Genomic DNA, 22,640 nt, shown 5'->3' on the forward strand with positions numbered 1-22,640 from the left:
GAAGGTCTCTCCGTTGTGATGATATGGAGAGAATGCGGGACTAATGGTGTGGATGCTTCGGTATGGAGCGAAGTGTTTGCCGGATGGCGCTGCGCTTATCCGGCCTACGGTGTTTTGTAGGCCCGGTAAGCGTAGCGCCACCGGGCAGGGTTTAACCCACAATCGACCTCGGCTCCATAAACGCCCGAATCCCCCACTCGCCATCGTCACGTCCCGCCAGGCTTACGGGCGCTGGTGGCGATAATCCGCGGGCGCGGGATTACTCCAGGTTAGCCTTGTTCAGCCCATATGCCGCATCCAGCGAGCCCGGCTCCATGCGGGAGGTAATGCCCAGGCGGTTCCAGGCGTTGATCGCTACGATGGCGAAGTTCAGCTCTGAAATCTCCACGTCCGAGAAGTGCTCCGCCACGCTGCGGTACAGCGCGTCGCTCACGCCGTGAACGCCAATCTGGGTCAGCGCTTCGGTGAAGGCCAGCGCGGCTTTCTCGCGGGCGCTGAACAGCGGCGACTCCCGCCACGCCGCCAGATGGTACAGGCGCAGCTCGCGCTCGCCGGCAATTTTGGCCTCTTTCGAATGCATATCCAGGCAGAAGGTACAGCCGTTCAGCTGCGAGACGCGAATATCGATCAGGTGCTTTAGCGCCGGATCAATGGAGGTTTTCGCCACTTCCATGCTCAGGGCGGAAAGCGCGTTGGCGAGTGCAGGTGTGGCTTTGTGGTGGTTTACGCGGGTGCTCATTGTCTTTCCTCTTTTTTGTGCGGTTTTTATCATGCGATGAGGCAAATCTACGCCGTTAATGACATAGTAAAAAGACACAAAAAACCTGAAATGAGGTAGGACATGAAGCCAGGCTATCACGACATTTATACCCGCTATCGCGATAACATCACGCGCGGCGTACTGAAGCCCGGCGACAAAGTGCCTGCCATCCGCGTGCTGGCTGAAGAGCTGAAGGTGGCGCGAAAAACCGTTGAAACAGCCTATGCCATTCTGACGGGGGAAGGATATCTGGTAAGCCAGGGCGCGCGCGGGACGCGGGTGAATCCGGATCTTCTGCTGCCCGCGCAAAACGCTCCGGCAGAACAAGCGACCGGCACGCTGCCGGCGTCGTTGATTAGCCAGCGCGAACGGGCCGGTTTTCTGCGCCCCGGCATTCCCGCGCTCGACAGCTTCCCCTATAAAAAATGGCTGCTGCTGGCAGGCCAGGCGACGCGCGCCATGCGTCAGGATGAAATGCTCAACCCGCCGGTGCTGGGCTGGTATCCGCTGCGCGAGGCAATTGCCCGCTATCTCAATATCTCGCGCGGGTTGTCCTGCACCGCAGAACAGGTGCTGATCACCAGCGGCTACAGCGGCAGCCTGCGCCTGATCCTCGACACGCTCGCCAGCCGCAGCGATAAGGTGGTATTTGAGGATCCGGGCTACTTTATGGGCCAGCAGTTGCTCAAGCGCATTGTGCCCCGCCTGCACACCGTGCCGGTCGATCGCGCAGGGATGGATACGGACTACCTGCTGCGTAATCACCACGATGCCCGCTTCGCCATCGTTACCCCGTCGCACCAGAGCCCGCTGGCGGTGACGCTCTCCCTGCCGCGCAAGCAGCAGCTGCTCGACTGGGCGTCACAAAACGAGGCGTGGATTATCGAAGATGACTATGACGGCGAATTTCACTACACCCGCAAAGTGCTGCCGTCGTTGAAAAGCCTCGACCAGCATGACAGGGTGATCTTTATGGGCACCTTCAGCAAAACCATCATGCCTTCACTGCGCATGGGCTACGTGGTGATGCCCGCCAGCACCGTCGGCGCGTTTACCGACAGCGCGGACATCCTCACCAGCGGCCAGCCGGTCCTGACGCAAAAGATCCTCACAGCCTTTCTCAACGAGGGGCATTTTTTCCGTCATCTGAAAAAGATGCGCGCGCTCTATCAAACCCGCCGCGACTGGATGATTGCCGCCCTGCGTGAGGTCTATGGTGATCTGTTCTTCACCGAGCAAAACGACGGTGGAATGCATATTGTCGCGTTCCTCGCAAAGGGAAGCGCTGACCGGGAGATCGCCCGCTGCTGGCAGGAACAGCAATTGCAGGTCAATGCGCTTTCGGCGTGGTATCGCGGGTCGGGCAAACGCTACGGGCTGGTGATGGGCTATAACAACGTGCGGTCATATCAGGAGGCGGTTGAGCTGCTGGAAAGGCCGAAACGGCAGACGCTTGCGCTGTTGAGCTGAAAACCGCCGGGTGGCGGCTGCGCCTTACCCGGCCTACGGTCTCCTGTAGGCCCGGTAAGCGTAGCGCCACCGGGCAACCCTATGCTCACACATCATATCGCGATAACCCGACGTCCTTGAGCTGCTCGTCGCTCATCTGGCTCAGAATACGGCGGGTACGGTTGATGCGATACCAGTTACGCAGCGTTTTCGCTATCCAGACAAACGCGATAAACGGACGTTTTGAACGATTCTCGTAGAATTCCATGATGCTATCCTCGCTGTGCCAGTGGAGTTATCATCATGGAAAACGGCCAGTACAATACAGATTCAAAAACCGCTTTTGTTTACCATACAGATCCGCTAAAACGGTATCTGCATGGTGGTTTACCCATCAATCTGTACTGGTTTAATGCTCTGTATGGTGAAAAAAAAGGATACAGCATGACGCGCTATCAACATCTGGCCAACCTCCTGGCGGAACGTATCGAACAAGGGCTGTATCGCAGCGGTGAACGTCTGCCGTCGGTACGCACGCTGAGCCAGGAGCACGGCGTGAGCATCAGCACCATACAGCAGGCCTACCAGATCCTCGAAAACCGCCAGCTGATTACGCCTCAGCCGCGCTCCGGCTATTTTGTCTCGAAACGCAAAGCCCAGCCGCCCGTCCCGGCGATGACGCGCCCGGTACAGCGCCCCGTGGACGTCACCCAGTGGGACGAAGTGATGATGCTGCTGGACGCCCGCGCCGACAAAGAGATGATCTCCTTTGGCGGCGGCTCACCGGACATTAACCAACCGAGCCTGAAGCCGCTGTGGCGTGAGATGAGCCGCATTGCGCAGCATAATCCGGGCGAAATGCTGAGCTATGACGTGCTCGACGGGCGCCTGGAGCTACGCGAGCAAATCGCCCGTCTGATGCTGGATGGCGGCTCCACCGTGGCGGCAAACGAGATTGTCATCACCAACGGCTGCCACGGCGCGCTGTCGATCGCCCTGCTCTCGGTGTGCAAGCCGGGTGACATCGTGGCAGTCGAGTCACCATCGTTTCACGGCACCATGCAGATGCTGCGCGGCTTTGACATCAAGGCCATTGAAATTCCCACCGATCCCGAGACCGGGATCAGCATCGAGGCGTTAGAGCTGGCGCTGGAGCAATGGCCGATCAAGGCGGTGATCCTGGTGCCGAACTGCAATAACCCGCTCGGGTTTATCATGCCGGAGTCTCGCAAGAAGCAGGTCTTAGCCCTGGCACAGCGGCACGATATCGTGATTGTTGAGGATGACATTTACGGCGAGCTGGCGGCGGAGTACCCGCGTCCGCGCACCATTCATTCTATGGACATAGATGGCCGCGTGCTCTTATGCAGCTCATTTACCAAAACCGTGGCGCCGGGCCTGCGGGTCGGCTGGATCGTGCCGGGGCGCTATTACGACCGGGTGATGCACATGAAGTACGCCGCGGGCGGGTTTAACGTGCCGGGCACGCAGATGGCGGTGGCGGCGTTTATTCGCGACGGCCATTACCATCGCCACGTGCGCCGTATGCGTCAGATTTATCAGCAGAATATGGAAACCTATACCTGCTGGGTGCGGCAGTATTTTCCGGCAGAGATTTGCGTCACCCGCCCGCAGGGAAGCTTCCTGCTGTGGGTTGAGCTGCCGGAGACGGTCGATATGGTGTGCGTCAGCAAGCAGCTGTGCCGTCTGAAGATCCAGGCTGCGGCCGGGTCGCTGTTTTCTGCCTCCGGGAAGTACCGCAACTGCCTGCGGATCAACGTGGCGTTGCCGCCGACGGAGAAGAACCGCGAAGCGCTGAGGAAGATGGGCGAGGCAATTGTGATTGCGATGGAGGAGTAGTGCGGCCTGTTGCCCTCACCCCAACCCTCTCCCAAAGGGAGAGGGTGGAAACCGCCACCGGGCAATGGTCAACGACTCAGAACTTCCACGAAACGCTGCCAACAATGCTGCGTTCTGCACCGAAGTAGCAGTAAGAGAGCGAGTTACACGCCGCGACGTAGCTTCTGTCCGTCAGGTTATTGACGTTCAACTGCGCGCTCACGCCCGTGAGCCCCACTTTCGACAGGTCATACCCCACGGTCATATCCACCAGCGTGTACGACGGAAGCGTATGGGTGTTCTGGCGATCGCTGGCGATCCCGTTGACATAGCGCACGCCGGAGCCGACGGTCAGGCCGTCCAGAGGGCCGGTTTTGACGTCGTAACTCAGCCAGGCGCTGGCCATGTTACGCGGGGCATAAACGGCGCGCTTGCCCTCCTCTTCCGGGCTGCTCTTCTTGTAGCGAATATCCGTGTAGGTGTACGCGGCCTGCATACGCAGGCTGTCGGTCAGCTGACCAATCGCCTCCAGTTCAACGCCTTCGGATTCGATTTCACCGATGGAACGGTACGGATCGGTCGGCTCCTCTTTAGTGGCAATGTTCTTCTGGTTAATGCGGAACACCGAGGCGCTGAACTGGCTGTTCATCCCCTCCGGCTCATACTTCACACCCGCTTCCCACTGCTTGCCCTTCATCGGATCCAAAATGTTGCCCTGCTCGTCGGCAAAGCTGGTCGGCGTAAAGGCGGTAGAGTAGCTGACGTACGGCGCAACGCCGTTATCAAACAGATACAGCAGCGCCGCGCGGCTGCTGAAGTTATTTTTATCCAGATCGCTGCGGGTGTGGTTGAAGTTGTCGACGTTCGACACGCTCACCTGGTCGTAACGCCCGCCCAGCGTGAGGTGCCAGCGGTCAATGGACATCTGATCCTGTAGGTAGTAGCCGGTCTGGCGCAGCTTGTGTTTTTCCCTGCTGTACTGGGTGATGTAGTCCGGCTTCGCGCCGTAAACAGGATGGAAAGCGTCAATCGGCGGGAAGCCGCCGTAGTAGCCGGTGACGTTGTTGGTGCGGTCCTGGTAGTCCATGCCGATCAGCACGCGGTGGTTTACCGCCCCGGTATCGAAGCTGCCGTCGACCTGGTTATCCAGGGTGATGGCGTTCATCTTCTCGTCGGAGCCGGAATAGCCGCGGTTCAGCTCGGTGTCATTCAGCCAGCCTGCGGCATACACCTGGTTCAGCTCGACTTTGGTGTGCAGGTAGCGCAGCTTCTGGCGCACGGACCAGCCGCTGTCAAACAGGTGCTCAATGTTATAGCCGACCATGTTTTCCCGACGATCGTACTTGTCGTAATCGTCCTCGCCCTCGAAGAAGGTGTTGGAGATTTTCTTACCGCTGTGCGGTACAACGGTGCCCTCATATGGCAGGCCGGAGTGGCTGCCGCCTTCCGGATCGCGGTGCAGGTAGGCCATCAGATCCAGACGGGTGTTGTCGGTGATACGCCAGGTCAGGCTCGGCATCAGGGCGTAACGCTCTTCCTTCAGCGGATCGAACTGGGAATCGGCATAGCGGGTCATCCCGCTGAGGCGCACCGCCACGCGGTCGTTATCATCAACCGGGCCAGTGACGTCGAACATCGCCCCACGCTGGTTATTGTTACCGGCGAAGAGCTTGATCTCCCCGCCAGGATCGAACGATGGCTTACGGGAGGTGAGCGCCACAATCCCGCCCGGCGATGAGCGACCATAGAGCACGGAGGCCGGACCGCGCACGACTTCAATACTGTCCAGGAACCACGGGTCAACCACCAGCGAGCTGTGGGAGTTGGTGTCGCCCATCATCTTCAGGCCGTCGAGGTAGACGTTGTCCAGGCTGCCGTCCGAGAAGCCGCGCAGCACCATGTAGTCAAAGCGGTTTGACGCCCCGATCTGGTTGCTGTAGACCCCCGGCGTGTAGCTCACGGCCTGACGCACGCTGGTTGCGCCCTGCTCTTCGAACTGCTCGCGAGTGACGATAGAGACCGACTGCGGGGTTTCAATATCCGGTGTTTCAAGCTTGGTGGCCGCAGACTGCATCTGCGAGGTCACCACCACGGTGTCAGTTTTTTGGGCATCCTGCGCCAGTAAAGGAAAAGCAACGCTACCGGTAACCCATCCCACCAGCAGTGCCAGACGCGATTTAGCAAACATAACCCTCTCCAGAGATATTTCTTATTGTTAATAAGAATTATTACCTTTTTGAGAGTGCAAACGGCTATGCGTGCCGCCAGGTTACGTATGCGCGATGCTAAACCACACGGAATGCATTCGCGCGACAGGAGAAATTACGTTAGCGGAGTTTGCGCACGTCCCCCGGTGAAATCCCGTAATGACGACGAAACGCGGTGGCGAAGTTGGTGGCATGCTGATACCCGCACATCCAAGCCGCCTGCTGCACGCTGTGGCCTTCCAGCAGATAGCGGCGCGCCAGCGCAAGGCGACAGTCGCGAAGGTAATCGAAAAGCGTGCAGCCGTAGCGCTGACGGAACTTGCTGCGCAGGCTGCTTGGGCTCATTGCGGCAAGGGCTGCCAGCTGCGCGAGAGTATGATCCCGTTCAGGAGACTGTTCCAGCAGGCTCCGCACGCGTTCAAGACGCGCATGCTCAGGCCGCCGCGGGCAAGGCTGCTGGCGCTGGTTGAGGCCATGGCCGAGCAGCTGATACATCAGCCCCTCCAGCAACAGCTTGCGTGAGAGCACGCTTCCCCCCTGCCGCTGCGCATGCAGAATACCTGACATCACAAACTCGGGAACCTGCCAGACAAACGCGGGTGCATTCAGGCTTTGCCATTCCAGAAGCAATGACTCAAGCAGGGCTTCACGTCCGGCATCGTGCGGGTAGACGCCAAACGAGAGCGTTTTCAGCGTGCTGTCGGCATCGTGACGCGCGCTCATCACCTGATCTTCACTCAGACGTGAGCTGAACGCCATGCCCGGGCGGACGGGATAATTGATACCATTGAGCGTGAGCGTCACGCACCCTTCCAGCACCACCAGCATATAGAGCGGGCTGCTGTGGCGAGAGGTGGTTTCATAGGGCTGTAATACACGTACGTCGGAGTGGGTCAGCGAAATGCCGGACGAGAGCATCATCTCTTCAACATTCCCCTGCAACACGGGGCTACCGCTGACCTGCGCCTCTTTTAACTGGGGGAAACGGTAGTCGATGCCGTAGCGCTCGCCGAATACCTGAAAATCTTCAACAAAAAATATGCGTTTCGCTGATCTATTTTCACTCTGGAGCATCATTTGGGGCCTGCATCGGGGAAAGGACAGGCAAAACAGTACCATCCATTTGTAATGGCAGCAATCACCGGGCGCAGACACTATTACGCTCCGGACGAAGCCGGAGCGAAGGCATATATTTCCTTGCGAGAAATATATTTATGCTTCCTGCCACTCAGCAAAAACCTCTTTATGGTTTTTGGTCAGGACAACTTTATTATCTTCGACCTTATCAACCCAGCCGAGAGGAATAAAGTGGTGCTTGCCGCCCGATTCCGGATCGCTCTTCGCAAGCTTGATACGCTCACCATCAAGATGGTCCACAACCCCGACGTGCGTTCCGCAGCTGGCGACAACCTGAGTGTGATCCTTAATTGCGCTTTTATCTACCATAATTATTCTCCTGTTTCGGTTATTTGCCTGTTGCACGAAATTAACTGTAGCGCATAAATTCAGGCTTAAACGTCTTATTAGCATTTTGAAACATCATTGACAGAACCGAATATTAAGTCTACTTAACGCCGAAATGAAAAAATAAGAATGAGATGAATTATTACCGACTGATTATTTCCCGTTCATAATTAGATTATCGCAACCAACGAGGAGGTATTTATGACGATTCGCAATAATCGGGCAGAAATTTCACTGGCTCTTGGTGAAGCGGTTTTAGACATCGTGCAAAAAGGCCATGAAGTATCGCGAGAAAATCTCGCCCAGGCGATGAAAATCAAAGCGGAGAAAGAGCGCGACGATGAGCGGCTTCTTAACTACTGGAAGGCCTGTAATATGCTGGTCTGAACCTGGCGGCGTTTAGCCTGACTAAACGCCGCCTGCTGTTACTCGTCGAAGAACCAGTAGCCCTGGTTAATCAAACCGGTCAGCTCTTCCACAAACGCCGGATTATTCAGCGCATCGCCCAGCTCAGCCTGGCCGAGCTCGGTGAAGCGGCACAGCGCGTCCGCCCCGTTCACATCCGCCGTTTCCAGCTGTTCGCTGTTGATAAAGACGCTGCCGTTGATGTTCAGCACGCGCAGCCCGCTCAGGCGGGAGAGCGTTTCGCCCCCTTGCAGCGCGTCGAGCACCTCTTCTGCGGAATACGGCGGCTCGGCGGCGGCAATATCCAGCTCGTGACGCGGCGTGGAGACGAAGCTGCCAAACCATTTCGTAAAATCATCTGGCTTGCTAATCATGTCGATCATCATCTGGCGAATGCGATCGAGCTCGTACTGCTCCACGCGGCCAGGGTGTTCGCGGCAGGTCAGATCCGGATCGCTGTAATGTTCGCCGCCCAGATCGTTCTCCAGCGCGTAGTCGGCAAAGCTGCTGATCAGATCGCGACCGTTCGGCCCGCGGAAACCGACAGAGTAGTTGAGCGCGGTTTCATGGGTGAAGCCGTCATGCGGGAATCCAGGCGGAATGTAGAGGATATCGCCCGGGGCCAGATCTTCGTCGATGATCGGCTCAAACGGATCGACATGCAGCAGGGCCGGATGCGGACAGAACTGACGCATCGGCAGCTTGTCCCCCACGCGCCAGCGGCGGCTGCCCATCCCCTGGATAATAAACACATCGTACTGATCGATATGCGGCCCAACGCCGCCACCCGGGACGGAGAAGGAGATCATCAGGTCATCAAGACGCCAGTCCGGCAGGACGCGGAACGGACGCACCAGCTCTGCTGCGGGCATATGCCAGTGGTTCACCGCCTGCGCCAGCAGGGACCAGCCGGTTTCACCGAGGTTATCGAAATGCTCAAACGGGCCATTGCTCGCCTGCCACTTGCCGTTAGCATGGCTTACCAGGCGGCTATCAACTTCCGGCTCCATCGCCAGACCCGCCAGTTCATCAGGGGTAATGGGGTCGACAAAATTCGGGAAGGCATTTTTCAGCACAACGGGTTGTTTTTGCCAGTATTTTTCAAGAAACTCCGGCCAGTTCAGGTTCAGTTGATACGCCATGGGTAGCACCAGTGAGAGGGGAGACAGGCGCGATTATGGAAGAGAGCGCATCAAACTGCATTGTCATGGGTCAATGTCGAAGACTCTTCAGCGGACGGAATGATGAGATCGCATCAAATCTTTTCCCGTATGCGCTTCAACAATACGTAAAAATTCATCCCGATATGGACGTATTATTTTAGGATCCCACGCCACACAAATTTCCCAGTACAGTGATTCCAGGTCAGGTGCAATAAGCCTTACTCCTTCTGGTGAAAAATGCCTTACGCTTTCAGGCAAAAAAGCGACTCCATTTCCTCCCGCGATCAATGCCATCAGAGTTGGCATATCATCTGTCACCGAGACAGGGTCAGCATGTAATTGGTTGGTAAGGAGAAACTGATTAGTTTGTTCTGCAAGACATGGACCAACAGCAGGAGTTAATTGTAATAAAGGATACTGAGATAGCACATCACGGATATGTGTAATATCGTTTTTATGAGTTGATGGTATAGCCAGTATCAACTTTTCTTTGTACAGCACCCTAGAGGTTAACTCATTGCCAGCCGGCATCCGGAAGAATCCGATATCAAGTGTTCCTTCAAGTAGCATTTTACGCTGCACTCCTGAGGGGAGATTGCTTATATTTACCTCACACGCCGAAAATTTATTCCGGAAGGTATTTATCCATAAAGGTACTGTATGAAAAGTTGAAATCCCAAAACCAAGCATAAGTTTTTCATGGCTATCTTTAAATATTTTTTCGGCATAATTCAAAAAATCAGCATGAATCTTCAGTAACTCATTTGCCTTCAAAAAAAGCTGGCAGCCGTGCTCAGTTAATATTGCGCCATATCGACCGCGAGTGAAAAGAGGACCGCCAATAAGCGTCTCTAACATTTTTATCTGCTTTGATAACGCGGGTTGCGTCAAAAACAACAGCCGCGAAGCGCGATGATAACTCCCCTGCTCTGCAAGTGTTACAAACGCCCGTAACAACTTGATATCGATTCCTTTCATTTATCAAACCCTGAAAAAATGGAATTTTACAAGAACACGTCATAAACACATTATAGAAAATACCAGCCAAAGAAGAAACCGTGTCTGGCAGTAAGATTTATGTAATTCACTATATGAATATAAAGGAATATATAAAAATGCCAAATGTTGCTGTACTAACTAACGATCTGCAGTATGAGTTCACTTATAAAATTACGCATTCTGAAGCAGAACTCGCGCAAAAGTTGACAGCTTTCAATGCCTTTTTAGATGGTGTGAGAAAAAAAAATCAAACGGTCATTCATCTGCAACTCATAAATGACCCCAGCGATCCCGCTGTTCAACGGCGCTATAAAAATCGCGCTGCGGGCATTCCCGCTCTAGCCGGAAGACCTGAAAATCAAATTATCAGTAGTATATGCCATTCATCAGATCTTATCGTTGTAAAAGGTCGAGATAGTGGTTTCTTCAACAATAACCTTGATGAGACGCTACAGGAACTCGGAATCAAAACGGTCATCGTTACGGGTTTGCAAACCCATGTTTGCGTACAGACAACGGCTGCAGATGCATTTTTTCGCGGATACAACGTTTGGGTCCCGGAAGACTGTGTATTTGCCCCTTCTTCAGAAGATACAGCCCGTGCTCTGGAATGGCTTTCAAGTTATTGCGCTACCGTAGCGTCCTCCATTGAGATTCTTTCTTTATTAGAAAAACATGGCGATCTTCCGGAACGTAGTGAAAGGAGAGGATCATGAGCAACGTATTAGAAATTCAAGGTAAAACAACAGAGACCGTCGTGCTGGATCATGGTACTGGCGCTCGCTTAAGTCGTGAATTGGTTGAGTTGATCGCGCATATTCTGGGAGATACCTACCTTGGAACAATGGAAGACAGCGCACTGCTGGAACTTCCTTCCCGAAAGCTCGCATTTACTACGGACTCATTTGTCGTAACACCGATCATCTACGGCAATGGCGACATAGGAAAAATTGCGGTATGTGGTACCGTCAACGATCTCGCTGTGAGCGGAGCAAAACCGCTTTATCTGACGCTCAGTCTGATCATTGAAGCTGGGATGTTAATGTCAGACCTGATCAAGATTATTGAATCAGTGCGTGAAACAGCGAAAGCGGCCGATATTAAAATTGTAGCAGGGGATACAAAAGTTGTAGATAAAGGTGAAGCCGATCAGTTGTTTATTAATACCGCAGGCATTGGTGTCTTCGAAAATCCGTCGGTTTCAATCAAAAATGTACGTCCAGGACAAAAAATCATTCTCAGCGGGTACATTGGAAACCACTCTATTCACCTTTTATCTATCAGAGAAGGTCTGGGATTTGAAAGAAATATTCTGAGCGATTGCGCACCTCTCAACCATATGATTCGATCCCTGCTCAATAATCTTCCTGCTGGGAAAATAGCGTCCATGAGGGACGTTACGCGTGGCGGCTTATCTGCCGTTCTCCACGAGCATGCCCGAGCTTCCGGAAATGAGATTCGTTGCGAGAAGCAATCCTTGCCGATACAGCCTGAAGCAGCAATGGCTGCCAATATGTTAGGAGTGGATGTAATAAACCTTGCTAACGAAGGTTGTCTTTGCCTGTTCGTTGAGCCAGATAGCGCAGATGAGGCGCTTGCCCTTTTAAGGACCCATCCGCTCGGCCAAAATGCGGCTATTGTCGGTGAAGTTCTTCCAACCATTGAGCCAAAAGTTACCATGCTTGAGCCAGATGGAACACTGTCAACAATTGAGGAACTTTATGGTGCTGAACTCCCACGACTCTGTTAATCAATTCGATGACATTTTAATACGGCGTTATCGCGTATGTGGCATCGTCCAGGGGGTCGGATTCAGGCCCTTTGTGCATCGCCTGGCACAGTTATTTGATGCTACAGGCTGGGTTCTTAATGATTCAGAAGGCGTATTAATTGAAATACAAGCAACACAAGACAATATTACCCGTTTCCTTGACGAACTGATATTAAGCCCTCCTCCTATGGCCAAAATTATCAGTGTGCAGGAAGTGCAAAGAGAAAAAAGCGATCTGCTGTATAACAAGTTCACTATTCGAGAAAGTCATCTTCTTAGCAGTATGAATACTATTATTCCTCCAGATTCGAATGTTTGTAGTGACTGTCTGGAAGAAATGAACACACCAGATAATAGGCGCTATAAATACGCCTTTATAAATTGTACGAACTGTGGACCACGTTATAGCATCATTAAAGGGATGCCTTATGATCGAGAAAAGACCACAATGCGTGCCTTTTCGATGTGTAGCGCATGTCAGCATGAATATGATGATATTGAAGATCGTCGCTATCATGCCCAACCAAATGCCTGTCCCGAATGTGGTCCACAATTGCAATTAACCCAACGCGACGGCACAACAATCGTTACCGATGATATTATCGATTTCGCCCTCGCACGGTTACAGGAAGGAGCCATTGTTGCCGTGAAAAGCTTAGGTGGATTTCATCTCGTCACCGATGCAAGTAACGATAAGGCTGTTCAGGAATTAAGAAAACGTAAACGCAGAGACTCAAAACCTTTCGCGGTGATGCTCTTAAACAGTGATAGTGCATCACGTATTGCTTATGTAAATGTGCAGGAGCAAGAAGTTCTTGAAAGTTCACAGCGACCAATCGTATTGCTACGAAAGCGACACAATATGCTCGCAAACTCTGTTGCACCACATAATCCCAGTATTGGAGTAATGCTGCCCTCAACTCCCCTTCAATATCTATTACTGAGCGATCCGAAAATGCCAGCGCTGGTGATGACGAGCGGGAATCGCTCTGGCTACCCTATTGTTTGTGATAATGTTAGCGCAATTGAACAATTAGGTGACATTGCTGATTATTTTATTCTCAACAATCGTGACATACATACGCGCGTTGATGACTCTGTCGTTCGTGTTATGTCGCTACCAGAGGGAAGACATAGTCACCTTTCTTTCATTCGACGCTCGCGCGGGTATGCTCCTTATCCTGTTCATCTGCCGTTTGATGCAGGTAAGGCTATTGCGCTAGGTGCTGAACTAAAGACCACCGTGAGTATCGCTAAGGGTAAAGAGGTTTTTATCAGTCAACACATTGGCGACTTAAAAAATGACCAAACGTTCAATTCCCATATCGAATGTGTAAACCATCTGCAAACATTGCTTGGCGCAAGCGCTGATGCAATAGCCTGCGATCTGCATCCTTCTTTTCGCTCTACACGTAATGCACTAAAGCAATCAAAGCTACACGTTGTTCAGGTACAGCATCACCACGCACACATGGTGTCATGCATGGCAGAAAATGGGCTTTCTGGTAAAACTATCGGCGTTATTTTCGATGGTACGGGGTATGGAACAGACGGCACCATATGGGGTGGAGAATTTCTTACCGGTGATGAAAAAAGCTTTGAAAGGGCTGCACACCTTCGTGCCTTCTCTCTTCCGGGCGGAGACAAGGCTGTTAAAGAGCCTGTCAGGGTTGCCATATCGTTGCTAACAGCACTATACGGAGAACATTTAGAGGGCGTTAATCTTCCTGCGCTTAATGCGCTGCCGGCTCAGCAGCTTAGCGTGTACGCTAAAATGGCTGCAAGGCATTTCAACTCCCCCAAAACCAGTAGTATGGGCAGGTTATTTGACGGCATATCAGCGTTAATAGGTATTTGCTCGTATGTCGAATATGAAGCACAAGCGGCTATTGAGCTTGAAGCCTTACTGAATCGCGATCTCTACATGTCACAACCTTTTTCATATTGTGTCCAGGAAAAAAATGGTCACCTGGAAGTGGATTATCGTCCAATGATAAGGGAATTAGTGTCTGAGCTTACTACGACGGCGCCTAATCTCCCCCTATTGAGCAGGCGTTTTCATTCAACAATTGTGGATATGATCATCTCAGTATGTATACGTTTATCAAAAGTATGCGCAACAAGACAGGTCGTATTAAGCGGTGGTGTATTTTTGAATGAATTTATCCTGCTTAATACTGTGGAAGGTTTACATGCCGCTGGCCTGAAGCCTTATTTCCACCATAGCGTCCCCACCAACGATGGCGGTATATCACCAGGACAAATTGTTGTAGCGAGGGGGCAATTACAGGCAAAACATATTGATGTCAGGGAGATCGAGCATGCGTGAATACGTAAATCATTTTTCAGCCGTATTATTTGACATGGATGGCGTGCTTATTGACTCCAACTCAGTCATTGAAAGAGGCTGGCGAGAAGCTGCGGAAACATTTGGCAAGACAATTTCGCAAGACGACATTATCAAGCACATACACGGACAGCCGGGACCTCATACTATCCAGGCACTTTTTAGTGACCTGCCTGTTGAAGCGCAGAGAAAAATTCAGGCACACATTATTTATGTTGAGAATACAGCCGAATATGATCCTATACCGGGCGTTGCTGCGCTAATTACTTCCCTTGATTCAGTAGGAATCCGCGTTGGCATAGTGACTAGCGGATGGAGAGAGAAAATTGATCGTGTAACGGCCATGCTAGGAGTGCAACACTGTATTTCGGTTATCGTTGAGCGTGATGATGTCAAAAAAGGTAAACCCTTTCCAGAACCCTATCTACTTGCAGCAGAACGACTCTCAACGCCACCCGAGAAAATCATTGTTTTTGAAGATTCAAGGAGTGGAGTGACTTCTGCAGTGAGCGCTGGCACCTGTTGCGTTGGAATAGGTGGGATTGAACTGATTGCTAATGGAGCCAGGTGCGTTATCCCTGATTTCACAGGAGTCGAGGTATTAACTCGTCTGGATAGCAACGTCGCAATTTCATTATGCCCAGGGCACGTATTAGTTGCAGAAAGATTTATTGAGTCTGACGAGTAGCTACATGCTTTCTTTGGATTGTTCTTGCTCCCCTTAACAGGGAGCAAGAACTTTCAGGCTTATAGATGGATAAAAAACTTAATCCAGGTTCAGCTCGTCATAATGGGTAATCAGTTTACCCACGATGCCGTAGTCCAGCGCTTCCGCCGGTGACATCCAGAAGTTACGGTCGGTGTCTTTCTTCACTTTCTCCAGCGGCTGGCCGGTGGCGTCAGCAATCAGCTTGTTCACGCGCTCCAGCATGCGGATGATCTCGCGCGCTTCGATTTCGATATCCGTTGCCTGACCGCGCACGCCGCCCAGCGGCTGGTGGATCATAAAGCGGGTATTCGGCAGAGCGTAGCGGTGCTCTTTTTTCGCCGCCAGGAAGATGGTGATCCCGGCGCTCGCCACCCAGCCGGTGCCGATCACATGCACTTCCGGACGGATAAACTTAATGAAGTCGTGGATGGTGTCGCCCGCTTCTACGTGGCCGCCCTGACTGTTGATGTACAGCTTGATCGGATCGTTGCTGACGCTTTGCAGCAGGATCATCTGAGTGATGACCTTCTGGGCCAGCTCCTGGTTAATCTCTCCGGAGATGACAATCGAACGGGATTCCAGCAGTTTTTGCTGTAGAGCGCCCGCGCCGTTTGTTCCTTCCGCTTTTTCCTTGTCGCTTTCTTTCAGTGTGTAGTGCATTGTTGTTTCCTCAGCTTGTCGCGCTCAAAACCAGAGTGTAGCCTGTTTTACCGGTGAAAGTCCTCACAGACAAATAACGAGGGATCTTATGAATATTGCACATGTCGCACTCTGGACCCGCAGCCTGGACGCGCAGGTTCAGTTCTGGGAAACGGTGTTTGGCGGCCGCAGTAATGACCGCTACGTCAGCAAAAATCGTCCGGGGTTTAAATCTCACTTTATTACCCTGGATGACGGGCCGACCATCGAGCTGATGACGCTGCCGGGCCTGCCCAGTGCACCTTCGCACCCGGAATTTGTCGGCTGGGCGCATATCGCCATCAACGTCGGCAGCAAAGCGCAGGTGGACAGTATGGCAGCGCAGGCGCAGGCAAGCGGCTCCCTGCTCAGCGCCCCGCGTATGACCGGGGACGGTTTCTATGAAGCGGTGATTGCGGACCCGGACGGCAACCGTATTGAGCTTGTCGGTGCATAAAAACAGCGTTTCGTTCCTTCATCGCCTCCGCTCAAGCTCGCTATACTTCATATGGTTATCATATTGCTAAATGATAATGATATTTAATGTGTTAAGATGAAAGTCAGCATAAACAGTCTCTTACGTAGCCATAGTGACTGTTTACATCCTCGACATTTAAATCAACACCGGGGCGGTGAATGGAACACATTGTTTATGTGGTTGATGACGATGACACAGTCAGGCAGTCCGTTGTCAGGCTGCTGGAATCTGCGGATATACATGCCCTTGGCTTTTCCTCAGCAGAGGCCTTTCTCAGCCATCCCTTTGAGGATCTGCCCTCCTGCGTGATCCTCGATATGCAAATGCCCACGATAACCGGGTTTGATGTCGCAGATGCGCTGAAAGACAGCGGGCGGGAAATACCGATCATCTTTCTCACCGGCCACGGCACCATCCCTATGTCCGTCCGGGCGATCAAAGGCGGGGCCTACGAATTTCTCACTAAGCCCGTTGAATCCAGCGCGCTCATCGGCTCCATCGAATCCGCGCTCAGGCTGGCACAGCACAACGCCGCCCGCGTCAAAGAGCACTACGCCCTGAAACAGCGCCATCTGTCCCTCACGCCGCGCGAGCATGAGGTGCTTGAGCTGGCCGTCAGCGGCAAGCTCAACAAGCAGATCGCCGCCGAGCTGGGCGTCAGTGAGATTACGGTGAAAGTGCACCGCCGCCGGGTGATGGAGAAAATGCAGGTCCGCTCCGTGGCTGAACTGGTCAGGGCCGTCGAGCGCCTGACCAAACATCAGCCAGCGGAATAACCGTTACATCTCCTGTCCGGCAAGCGGCAACGCGAAGGTAAACACCGTGCCGTACGGCTCTCTGCGGCGCGCGCTCAGTTTCCCCCGGTGCCGTTCAATGATGCTGGCGCTGATGGTCAGCCCCATCCCCATTCCCTGCGCTTTGGTCGAATAGAACGAGTCAAAGATCCGCTCGGTGAGCTCCGGCTCAATGCCGCTGCCGGTATCGGCGATCTCAAAGATCACCTTCCCCTCGGCGCAGTTCGCGGTGGCGATCGTGATGCTGCACGGGCGATCCGTCACTTCCGCCATCGCTTCCATCGCATTCATCACCAGGTTAAGCAGCACCTGCTGGATCTGCACGCTGTCGCCGATGATAAAGCTGTCGTCAGCGTTCAGAAGATAATCAACGCTTATGTGTCGCAGCTCAAGTTCGCTGCGGGAAAGCATAATGATGTGGTGGATCAGGAAGTGCAGATCGATTCGCGTAAACGTGGGGTCCTGTTTGCGCGTCAGAGACTGAATGCTGCGGATGATCTCCCCTGCCCGCTCGCCCTCGGCGGCGATCTCCTCCAGCCCCTCGCGCACTTTTTCCAGCCGCGCCGGATCGCGGTTGAGCCAGCGCAGGCTCGCGCCGGCGTTCGAGACAATCGACATCAGCGGCTGGTTGATCTCGTGCGCGATCGAGGAGGTCAGTTGCCCGACGGTAGTGGCTCGTGAGACCCGCGCCAGATCCGCCTGCGCCACCCGCATCGCATCCTCCGCCGCCCGCTGGCTGGTGATGTCGGTAATGATGCCGTAATACTCATTCACCTCGCTGCCCACCCCCACCGGATCGCCAATCCCGAGGAGGTAACGAACGGAGCCGTCGGTGCGGATGATGCGAAACTCCGCGCGCATCGACAGCCCGTCACGCACGCTCTGATTAACGAGGGTGCTGATCCGGCCATAATCATCCTCATGCACGAAGGTCAAAAACTCCGCCATTGAGATCATCTTTTGCTGTTCCGGCAGGCCAAGGATACGGGCGTACTCTTCGGACATAAACATCAGATCCTGCACCAGTTCCCAGCGCCAGCTGCCGGTATGGCTGATCTGCTCGCCCAGCATCAGTGAGGTCTGGCTGGCGCGCAGCTCTTTCTCCACCCGTCGGCGCTGGATGTTTTCCGCCAGCAGCTCGGCGTAGAGCCGCGCCGTCTCCAGCGAAACCGCCGCCTGCGCGCCCAGCAGGCTGACCACGCGCGAATGTTCGGCGGTAAACACCTCCGGCATCAGGCGGTTTTCCAGATACAGAATCCCCACCAGCCGCGCCTGTTTGAACATCGGCACGCACATCACGGCGGCGCCGGACGTCACCAGATACGGATCCTGGCTGAACGGGTGGAACTCCTCCAGTTTGCCGGTGCGGATCTCCTGCCCGGTGCGGATCACCGCGGCCAGCACCGACAGCGGCATGTCCGTCGCCATCGGTGACGCTTTCAGGATGCGTACCCGCACGCCGTCGGTACTGGTCCAGGCGCTGGCTTCAATCTCCGGGATGTGATTATCGCTGACGCGCAGCAGCAGGCCACGCTGCGCCCCGGCCCGTTCAAGCAGCAGCGTCATCAGGTTTTCGATTAAACGTTCAAGGTTGATCTCTTCGGATAAGGCGCGTGAGGCTTTGATGACGCTCTGCAAATCGCGGATCACCTCGTTCTGGGCAAACGCCGCCGTGTCATACGCGCGGCTCTGCCCGGAGGCCAGCAGATGGGGGAAATCCTGCTCCAGCTGGCGCACCTTGGCCTGCGCCCCGACGCGCCCCCAGGCGGCAATCGCGCCGCGGAAATGGGCGTCGGAGGCGGTCGGGTAGCCGCAGGCCAGCGAGAAACGCCCGGCCAGCTCGTGCGCCAGGGCATTGATCGGGTTAAACCCGCCCTCCCGCGAGAGTCGCACCGCTTTTTCATACTGCTCCAGCGCGATGCTGTTCATGCCGTCCAGACGGACGATTTCGGCATAAATCAGCGCCTCTTTATCGGCAAATGTGCCCGGATTGATCCGCGCCCAGAGGGCAATTTTGTCGTAATGGTGATGAATACTGCGGCGATAATCCGCCGAAAAGGTTTCCGGCGTGAGCTGGCGGGAGAGCGCCAGCGCGCTGTAAAAATGGTAATCCAGCAGATGAATATGACCCGGCGCGGACCACGCATACCAGCCCGTCATTTCTAAATCCGCCTGTGCGTCGGCGTATTCGCCGCAGGAAAAGTGCGCCATCCCGCGATAGAGCCAGTACCAGAAGAGCATAGTCGAGGTCTGCTCGGGCGCCTGCTCCGGCGGCGCGGGCAGCAGATCGTCAGGCAGCGCCTGGGCGGCGCTCCATGGGCCCGTCACCGGCGTGCGTAAAAACTCCACGTAGCGGCGCTGAATGTGCAGAACGGTTTCAATGTCCTGGTAATCCGTTTTGCGCACAAAGGCCAGACCGCGATCGATGCTGGTCAGCACGCCATCCAGATGATCGCCCCGGGAGAGGAAGTTAATGATCTGATGACAGGCCGCGAAGCAGGCCATCGTCATGTCGCCGTGGGTCACCGCTGAGGTAAAGCAGGCCTTGGCGCACTCGATAGTGTACGACAGCGGCTGGGTCCAGACGCTGAGCTGGTCGAGCGGCAGCAGAGTTTTGGCTTCATAGGCATCATAGCCGTGGCGGTTCACCAGCTCACGAGCCAGCGTGCCGTACTCAAACCCGAGACGGTATTCGGCGTAGCGGTGGCCAATCAGCACGCCAAACCAGGCCATCGCCGTGGTGGAAGCACCGGTTATGCCGTGATCGAGCGTGAGGTGCATCATTCGGCACAGGAGTAAAAAGTGCAGGCGCGGGCAGGTAAAGCTGGCGAAAATACTGGCGCTGTAAAGCAGGTTCATCACCGCTTCGGTCTCTGCGTTCTCCATCAGCTTAAGCTGAGAAAACGGGTTCTGCGGCGCGTCGGCGGTGCGTTGACAGAACTGCTGCCAGGCCTCGTCACATTCGGCATTTTCCGGGTAGCGGCTGATCTGGATCCCGAACACGCCCAGCCAGCATAACGACGCCTCCAGCGCCAGGCGGATCTCCGACTGGCGCATATAAACTTCCGCCAGCAGGTTGGCGGCCAGCGCTTTCTCCGTCAGCCCGCCCGGTGAACCGAGGATCGCATCGCACAGCGCACGCGTGCGCTCCAGGTGTCCGAGCGCAAACTCACAGCCCGCCTCTTCGATATCCAGCATAAAGTCCGAGACCGGGCCCGCATTCCCCAGCGCTCTGGCGGTCTGGATATAGCTTAAGGCGGAAAGGTAATCGCCGGTACGCTTCGCACGCCGCGCGGCCTGAAGGCTCAGTTCCCGGAATCGCTGCCGCTGGGGTGCAGGCTGGATGCAGTCCAGCGCGGCGCTGACGTGGTGAACCGCGCGGAACAGCAGTTCGTTGCCCGCCGTCTGCCGCGCGGCATCCGCCAGCAGGCTGGCGGTGGTCAGGTGCAGATGGCTTTTCTCGCCCTCATCCAGCAGGGCAAAGGCGGCTTCCTGCACCCGATCGTGGGTAAAAGCGTACTCTTTCTCCGTCAGCACAATCAGCTGAGCGGTCACCGCCGGATGAAGCGCGTAGCGGATTTCCGCCGCCGACCGCCCCACCACGCGGCACAGCATCTCCAGCTCGCCCGTGCAGCCGAGGCAGGCGATGCTGCCCAGCAGGCGGCGCGTCTCGTCGGGCATCTCCTTGAGCTGTTCAAGCACCAGCGTCACCACGTTCTCGGTGTAGTGCCGGGCGCGGATGGCCTGGAGATCGTAATGCCATTTCCCCTGATATTTGTTGTGCACCACCAGTCCGTCATCGACGATGCGGCGGAAAAATTCCTGCACGAACAGCGGGTTGCCGCCAGTTTTTTCATGGATCAGCGTGGCAAGATCGGCGGTACCGGTACTGCGGGCATGAAAAATCCCCCCGAGCCAGCGCGCCACGGCCTTCACCGACAGCGGCTGCGGCACGATCGTCGTGGCGTGCTGCGCCGCCTCCGGCAGGCTCGCCAGCGCGGTCTGCAAGGTGGGCTCAGAAAGCGAACTGAGATCGCGGTGCGCCACCACCACCAGCAGCGGGATGGCGCCGCAGGCGCGCAGCAGGTGATCGAGCGTTTGCAGGCTGGCGGCGTCGATCCACTGCACATTATCCAGCAGCAGCACCAGCGGCGCGCCCTGGGTGGCGAAGGTTTTCACCAGCGCCAGCACCATATGGCTGAAGCGCGCCCGCGCGTCGATGGAAAAGGTATCCGCAGAGAAACGCGGTTTGTTCTCAAGGAGTAAATTCAGCTCCGGCACCAGGCTAACGGCCAGCTCCTCGAAGCCTTCCAGCGCGCGCGACAGGCGGATTTTCCACGTCGCTACCTCCCCGGCTGGCAGCCCGAGCAGGTGCAGCGTGAGCGTCCGAAACGCCGAACTCAGCACGCCGTAGGGCAGCGTGGGAGAATATTGATCGACCTTGCCCACCGCCAGCAGCACCTTGCGCTGTTGCAGCGATTTCAGCGTGGTGGCGATCACGGAAGATTTGCCGATCCCCGAAGGCCCCCCAATAGTCACCAGTTCCGGCGCACCGCTCTGGCTGACCCGCTCAAACGCGGCGATGACGTCGCTGGCCTGCGGATGCGCAGAGAAAAGCGAATCGGCAAGATGGATCGCCGGAGAGCGATCCTGCTGGCCGGGAATAAAGTCGACGATCTCACCTTCGGCGGTCAGCGTCGCCTGGCAGCGCCTGAGGTCGGCAATCAGCCCGTCGACGGTCTGATAGCGATTCTCCGGATTCTTCTCCAGCAGCTTAAGGATAATGGTCGACAGCATGCCGGGTACGTCCGGGCGCACCCGCCCCGGCGCAAGCGGCTCAGAGGCAATGTGGTAATGCGCCCAGTTGGTCTGGTCATCAGCGCTCAGTTCAAACGGCAATCGCCCGGTCAGAAGTTCATAAAGCACGATACCCAGACTGTAGAGATCGCTCCGGCTGTCGACGGCGCGCCGGGTACGCGTGGTGTGTTCCGGTGACATGTAGGCGGGCGTGCCGCCAGACGCGGCAAGCCGGGACTGGGAGAACGCGTCGGAGGTGCCGCAGGAAAGACCGAAGCTGCAAAGACGGCAGGTGGCGTCGTGATGAACGAAGAACGCCCCGGGTTTGATATCGCCGTGGATCAGGTTGTGCAGATGCATCTGGCGCAGGGGACCGCAGATGCGGATCGCCATTTCGATAAAGCGGGCGATCCCGGAAATCGCCTTACCTGCCCGGCACGCCAGCAGTTCAAAGCAGAACGGCGCGTAGACCAGCGCAAAACGTCCGCGGTACTGGGTTGAAGCGACGGGCCGGATAGCCCAGCCGTCATGAAGCCGATCGCGCAGGGCAAACTCGTTTTTCAGCAGCCGGGTGGCCCGCTCCTCTTCTTCATCGCTGACCGCGGTGGCAATAATAAACGAACCGCCGGACTGGGGATGTCGCCCGTTCATCCAGGAGATGCCGCCCTCCTGCGCCAGCACGGTAAAAATGACATCCTCTTTCAGAACAAAAGCCCGCCCTTCATGGAGACCTCCCCGGGCGGGCCAAAATGCAGGCGACGTATGTTCGTTCATCCGCGA

17 protein-coding genes and 1 pseudogene are annotated in these 22,640 nt (G+C 55.2%); 9 read left to right on the forward strand and 9 right to left on the reverse strand.

Annotated features, from left to right (window positions below; translation table 11 throughout):
• Positions 1-259: 259 nt before the first annotated feature.
• Positions 260-739, reverse strand: coding sequence for a carboxymuconolactone decarboxylase family protein (locus tag ACOTYH_RS13565; protein WP_010427243.1), 480 nt, complete (start codon positions 737-739; stop codon positions 260-262).
• Between the two features lie 102 nt (positions 740-841).
• Between ACOTYH_RS13565 and ACOTYH_RS13570 the strand changes: the two genes are divergently transcribed.
• Entirely contained in the window at positions 842-2,230 is a 1,389-nt protein-coding gene (locus ACOTYH_RS13570) for a PLP-dependent aminotransferase family protein (protein ID WP_017694575.1), read from the forward strand.
• A gap of 85 nt (positions 2,231-2,315) precedes the next feature.
• Here the strand turns inward: ACOTYH_RS13570 and ACOTYH_RS13575 are convergent, their stop codons facing one another.
• A complete protein-coding gene (locus ACOTYH_RS13575; RefSeq protein ID WP_015572572.1) occupies positions 2,316-2,477 on the reverse strand; it encodes a DUF1127 domain-containing protein in 162 nt (53 codons plus the stop codon).
• 176 nt (positions 2,478-2,653) lie between these two features.
• On the opposite strand from ACOTYH_RS13575, the gene ACOTYH_RS13580 reads away from it, so the two are divergent.
• Positions 2,654-4,069 carry a PLP-dependent aminotransferase family protein gene (locus tag ACOTYH_RS13580; protein ID WP_026080655.1) on the forward strand — a complete coding sequence of 472 codons (1,416 nt, stop codon included), beginning with the start codon at positions 2,654-2,656 and terminating at the stop codon, positions 4,067-4,069.
• A gap of 76 nt (positions 4,070-4,145) precedes the next feature.
• On the opposite strand, the gene foxA is transcribed toward ACOTYH_RS13580, so the two are convergent.
• The 3 genes from foxA to ACOTYH_RS13595 all read right to left on the reverse strand — a co-directional run bounded on the left by foxA (position 4,146) and on the right by ACOTYH_RS13595 (position 7,701).
• The gene (gene foxA, locus ACOTYH_RS13585) at positions 4,146-6,254 is read right to left on the reverse strand and encodes a ferrioxamine B receptor FoxA (RefSeq protein ID WP_421637798.1); all 2,109 of its coding nucleotides are present in this window, start codon (positions 6,252-6,254) and stop codon (positions 4,146-4,148) included.
• Positions 6,255-6,375: 121 nt separating this feature from the next.
• Positions 6,376-7,332 (reverse strand): helix-turn-helix domain-containing protein, encoded by a 957-nt coding sequence (locus ACOTYH_RS13590; protein WP_017694577.1) that lies wholly within the window; start codon positions 7,330-7,332, stop codon positions 6,376-6,378.
• Between the two features lie 135 nt (positions 7,333-7,467).
• Positions 7,468-7,701, reverse strand: a complete 234-nt coding sequence (locus ACOTYH_RS13595; RefSeq protein ID WP_003863067.1) for a DUF2171 domain-containing protein — start codon at positions 7,699-7,701, stop codon at positions 7,468-7,470.
• Positions 7,702-7,920: 219 nt separating this feature from the next.
• Between ACOTYH_RS13595 and ACOTYH_RS13600 the strand changes: the two genes are divergently transcribed.
• A complete protein-coding gene (locus ACOTYH_RS13600; protein WP_023295865.1) occupies positions 7,921-8,106 on the forward strand; it encodes a hypothetical protein in 186 nt (61 codons plus the stop codon).
• Between the two features lie 38 nt (positions 8,107-8,144).
• On the opposite strand, the gene ACOTYH_RS13605 is transcribed toward ACOTYH_RS13600, so the two are convergent.
• On the reverse strand, positions 8,145-9,266 hold the full coding sequence (locus ACOTYH_RS13605; RefSeq protein WP_015572567.1) for a cupin domain-containing protein: 1,122 nt from the start codon (positions 9,264-9,266) through the stop codon (positions 8,145-8,147).
• An 87-nt stretch (positions 9,267-9,353) separates the two neighbouring features.
• Positions 9,354-10,265, reverse strand: a complete 912-nt coding sequence (locus tag ACOTYH_RS13610; RefSeq protein WP_128772000.1) for a LysR family transcriptional regulator — start codon at positions 10,263-10,265, stop codon at positions 9,354-9,356.
• 80 nt (positions 10,266-10,345) lie between these two features.
• On the opposite strand from ACOTYH_RS13610, the gene ACOTYH_RS13615 reads away from it, so the two are divergent.
• From ACOTYH_RS13615 to ACOTYH_RS13630, 4 genes are read left to right on the forward strand one after another with little or no spacing between them, the layout of a single operon-like run.
• The gene (locus ACOTYH_RS13615) at positions 10,346-11,002 is read left to right on the forward strand and encodes a cysteine hydrolase (protein ID WP_223230152.1); all 657 of its coding nucleotides are present in this window, start codon (positions 10,346-10,348) and stop codon (positions 11,000-11,002) included.
• Complete coding sequence (gene hypE, locus ACOTYH_RS13620) at positions 10,999-12,036, forward strand: hydrogenase expression/formation protein HypE (RefSeq protein WP_058688020.1); 1,038 nt, start codon at positions 10,999-11,001, stop codon at positions 12,034-12,036. Before ACOTYH_RS13615 ends, hypE begins: the two co-directional genes overlap by 4 nt.
• The gene (hypF, locus tag ACOTYH_RS13625; protein WP_337277336.1) at positions 12,008-14,386 is read left to right on the forward strand and encodes a carbamoyltransferase HypF; all 2,379 of its coding nucleotides are present in this window, start codon (positions 12,008-12,010) and stop codon (positions 14,384-14,386) included. Before hypE ends, hypF begins: the two co-directional genes overlap by 29 nt.
• Positions 14,379-15,092, forward strand: a complete 714-nt coding sequence (locus tag ACOTYH_RS13630; RefSeq protein WP_077580355.1) for an HAD family hydrolase — start codon at positions 14,379-14,381, stop codon at positions 15,090-15,092. The genes hypF and ACOTYH_RS13630 overlap by 8 nt, the downstream gene beginning before the upstream one ends.
• A gap of 78 nt (positions 15,093-15,170) precedes the next feature.
• On the opposite strand, the pseudogene ACOTYH_RS13635 reads toward ACOTYH_RS13630, so the two are convergent.
• Positions 15,171-15,776 (reverse strand): annotated as a pseudogene (locus ACOTYH_RS13635) (ATP-dependent Clp protease proteolytic subunit); the annotation flags it as partial.
• A gap of 85 nt (positions 15,777-15,861) precedes the next feature.
• On the opposite strand from ACOTYH_RS13635, the gene ACOTYH_RS13640 reads away from it, so the two are divergent.
• A complete protein-coding gene (locus ACOTYH_RS13640; RefSeq protein ID WP_017383871.1) occupies positions 15,862-16,248 on the forward strand; it encodes a VOC family protein in 387 nt (128 codons plus the stop codon).
• 179 nt (positions 16,249-16,427) lie between these two features.
• Complete coding sequence (locus ACOTYH_RS13645; protein WP_017383872.1) at positions 16,428-17,045, forward strand: response regulator transcription factor; 618 nt, start codon at positions 16,428-16,430, stop codon at positions 17,043-17,045.
• A 3-nt stretch (positions 17,046-17,048) separates the two neighbouring features.
• Here ACOTYH_RS13645 and ACOTYH_RS13650 read toward each other — a convergent pair whose 3' ends face one another.
• Positions 17,049-22,634 carry a trifunctional serine/threonine-protein kinase/ATP-binding protein/sensor histidine kinase gene (locus tag ACOTYH_RS13650; RefSeq protein ID WP_421637779.1) on the reverse strand — a complete coding sequence of 1,862 codons (5,586 nt, stop codon included), beginning with the start codon at positions 22,632-22,634 and terminating at the stop codon, positions 17,049-17,051.
• Between the last annotated feature and the right edge of the window lie 6 nt (positions 22,635-22,640).

It is taken from the genome of Enterobacter cloacae complex sp. SHL001 (genome assembly GCF_049236825.1).
Lineage (GTDB): Bacteria > Pseudomonadota > Gammaproteobacteria > Enterobacterales > Enterobacteriaceae > Enterobacter > Enterobacter hormaechei_C.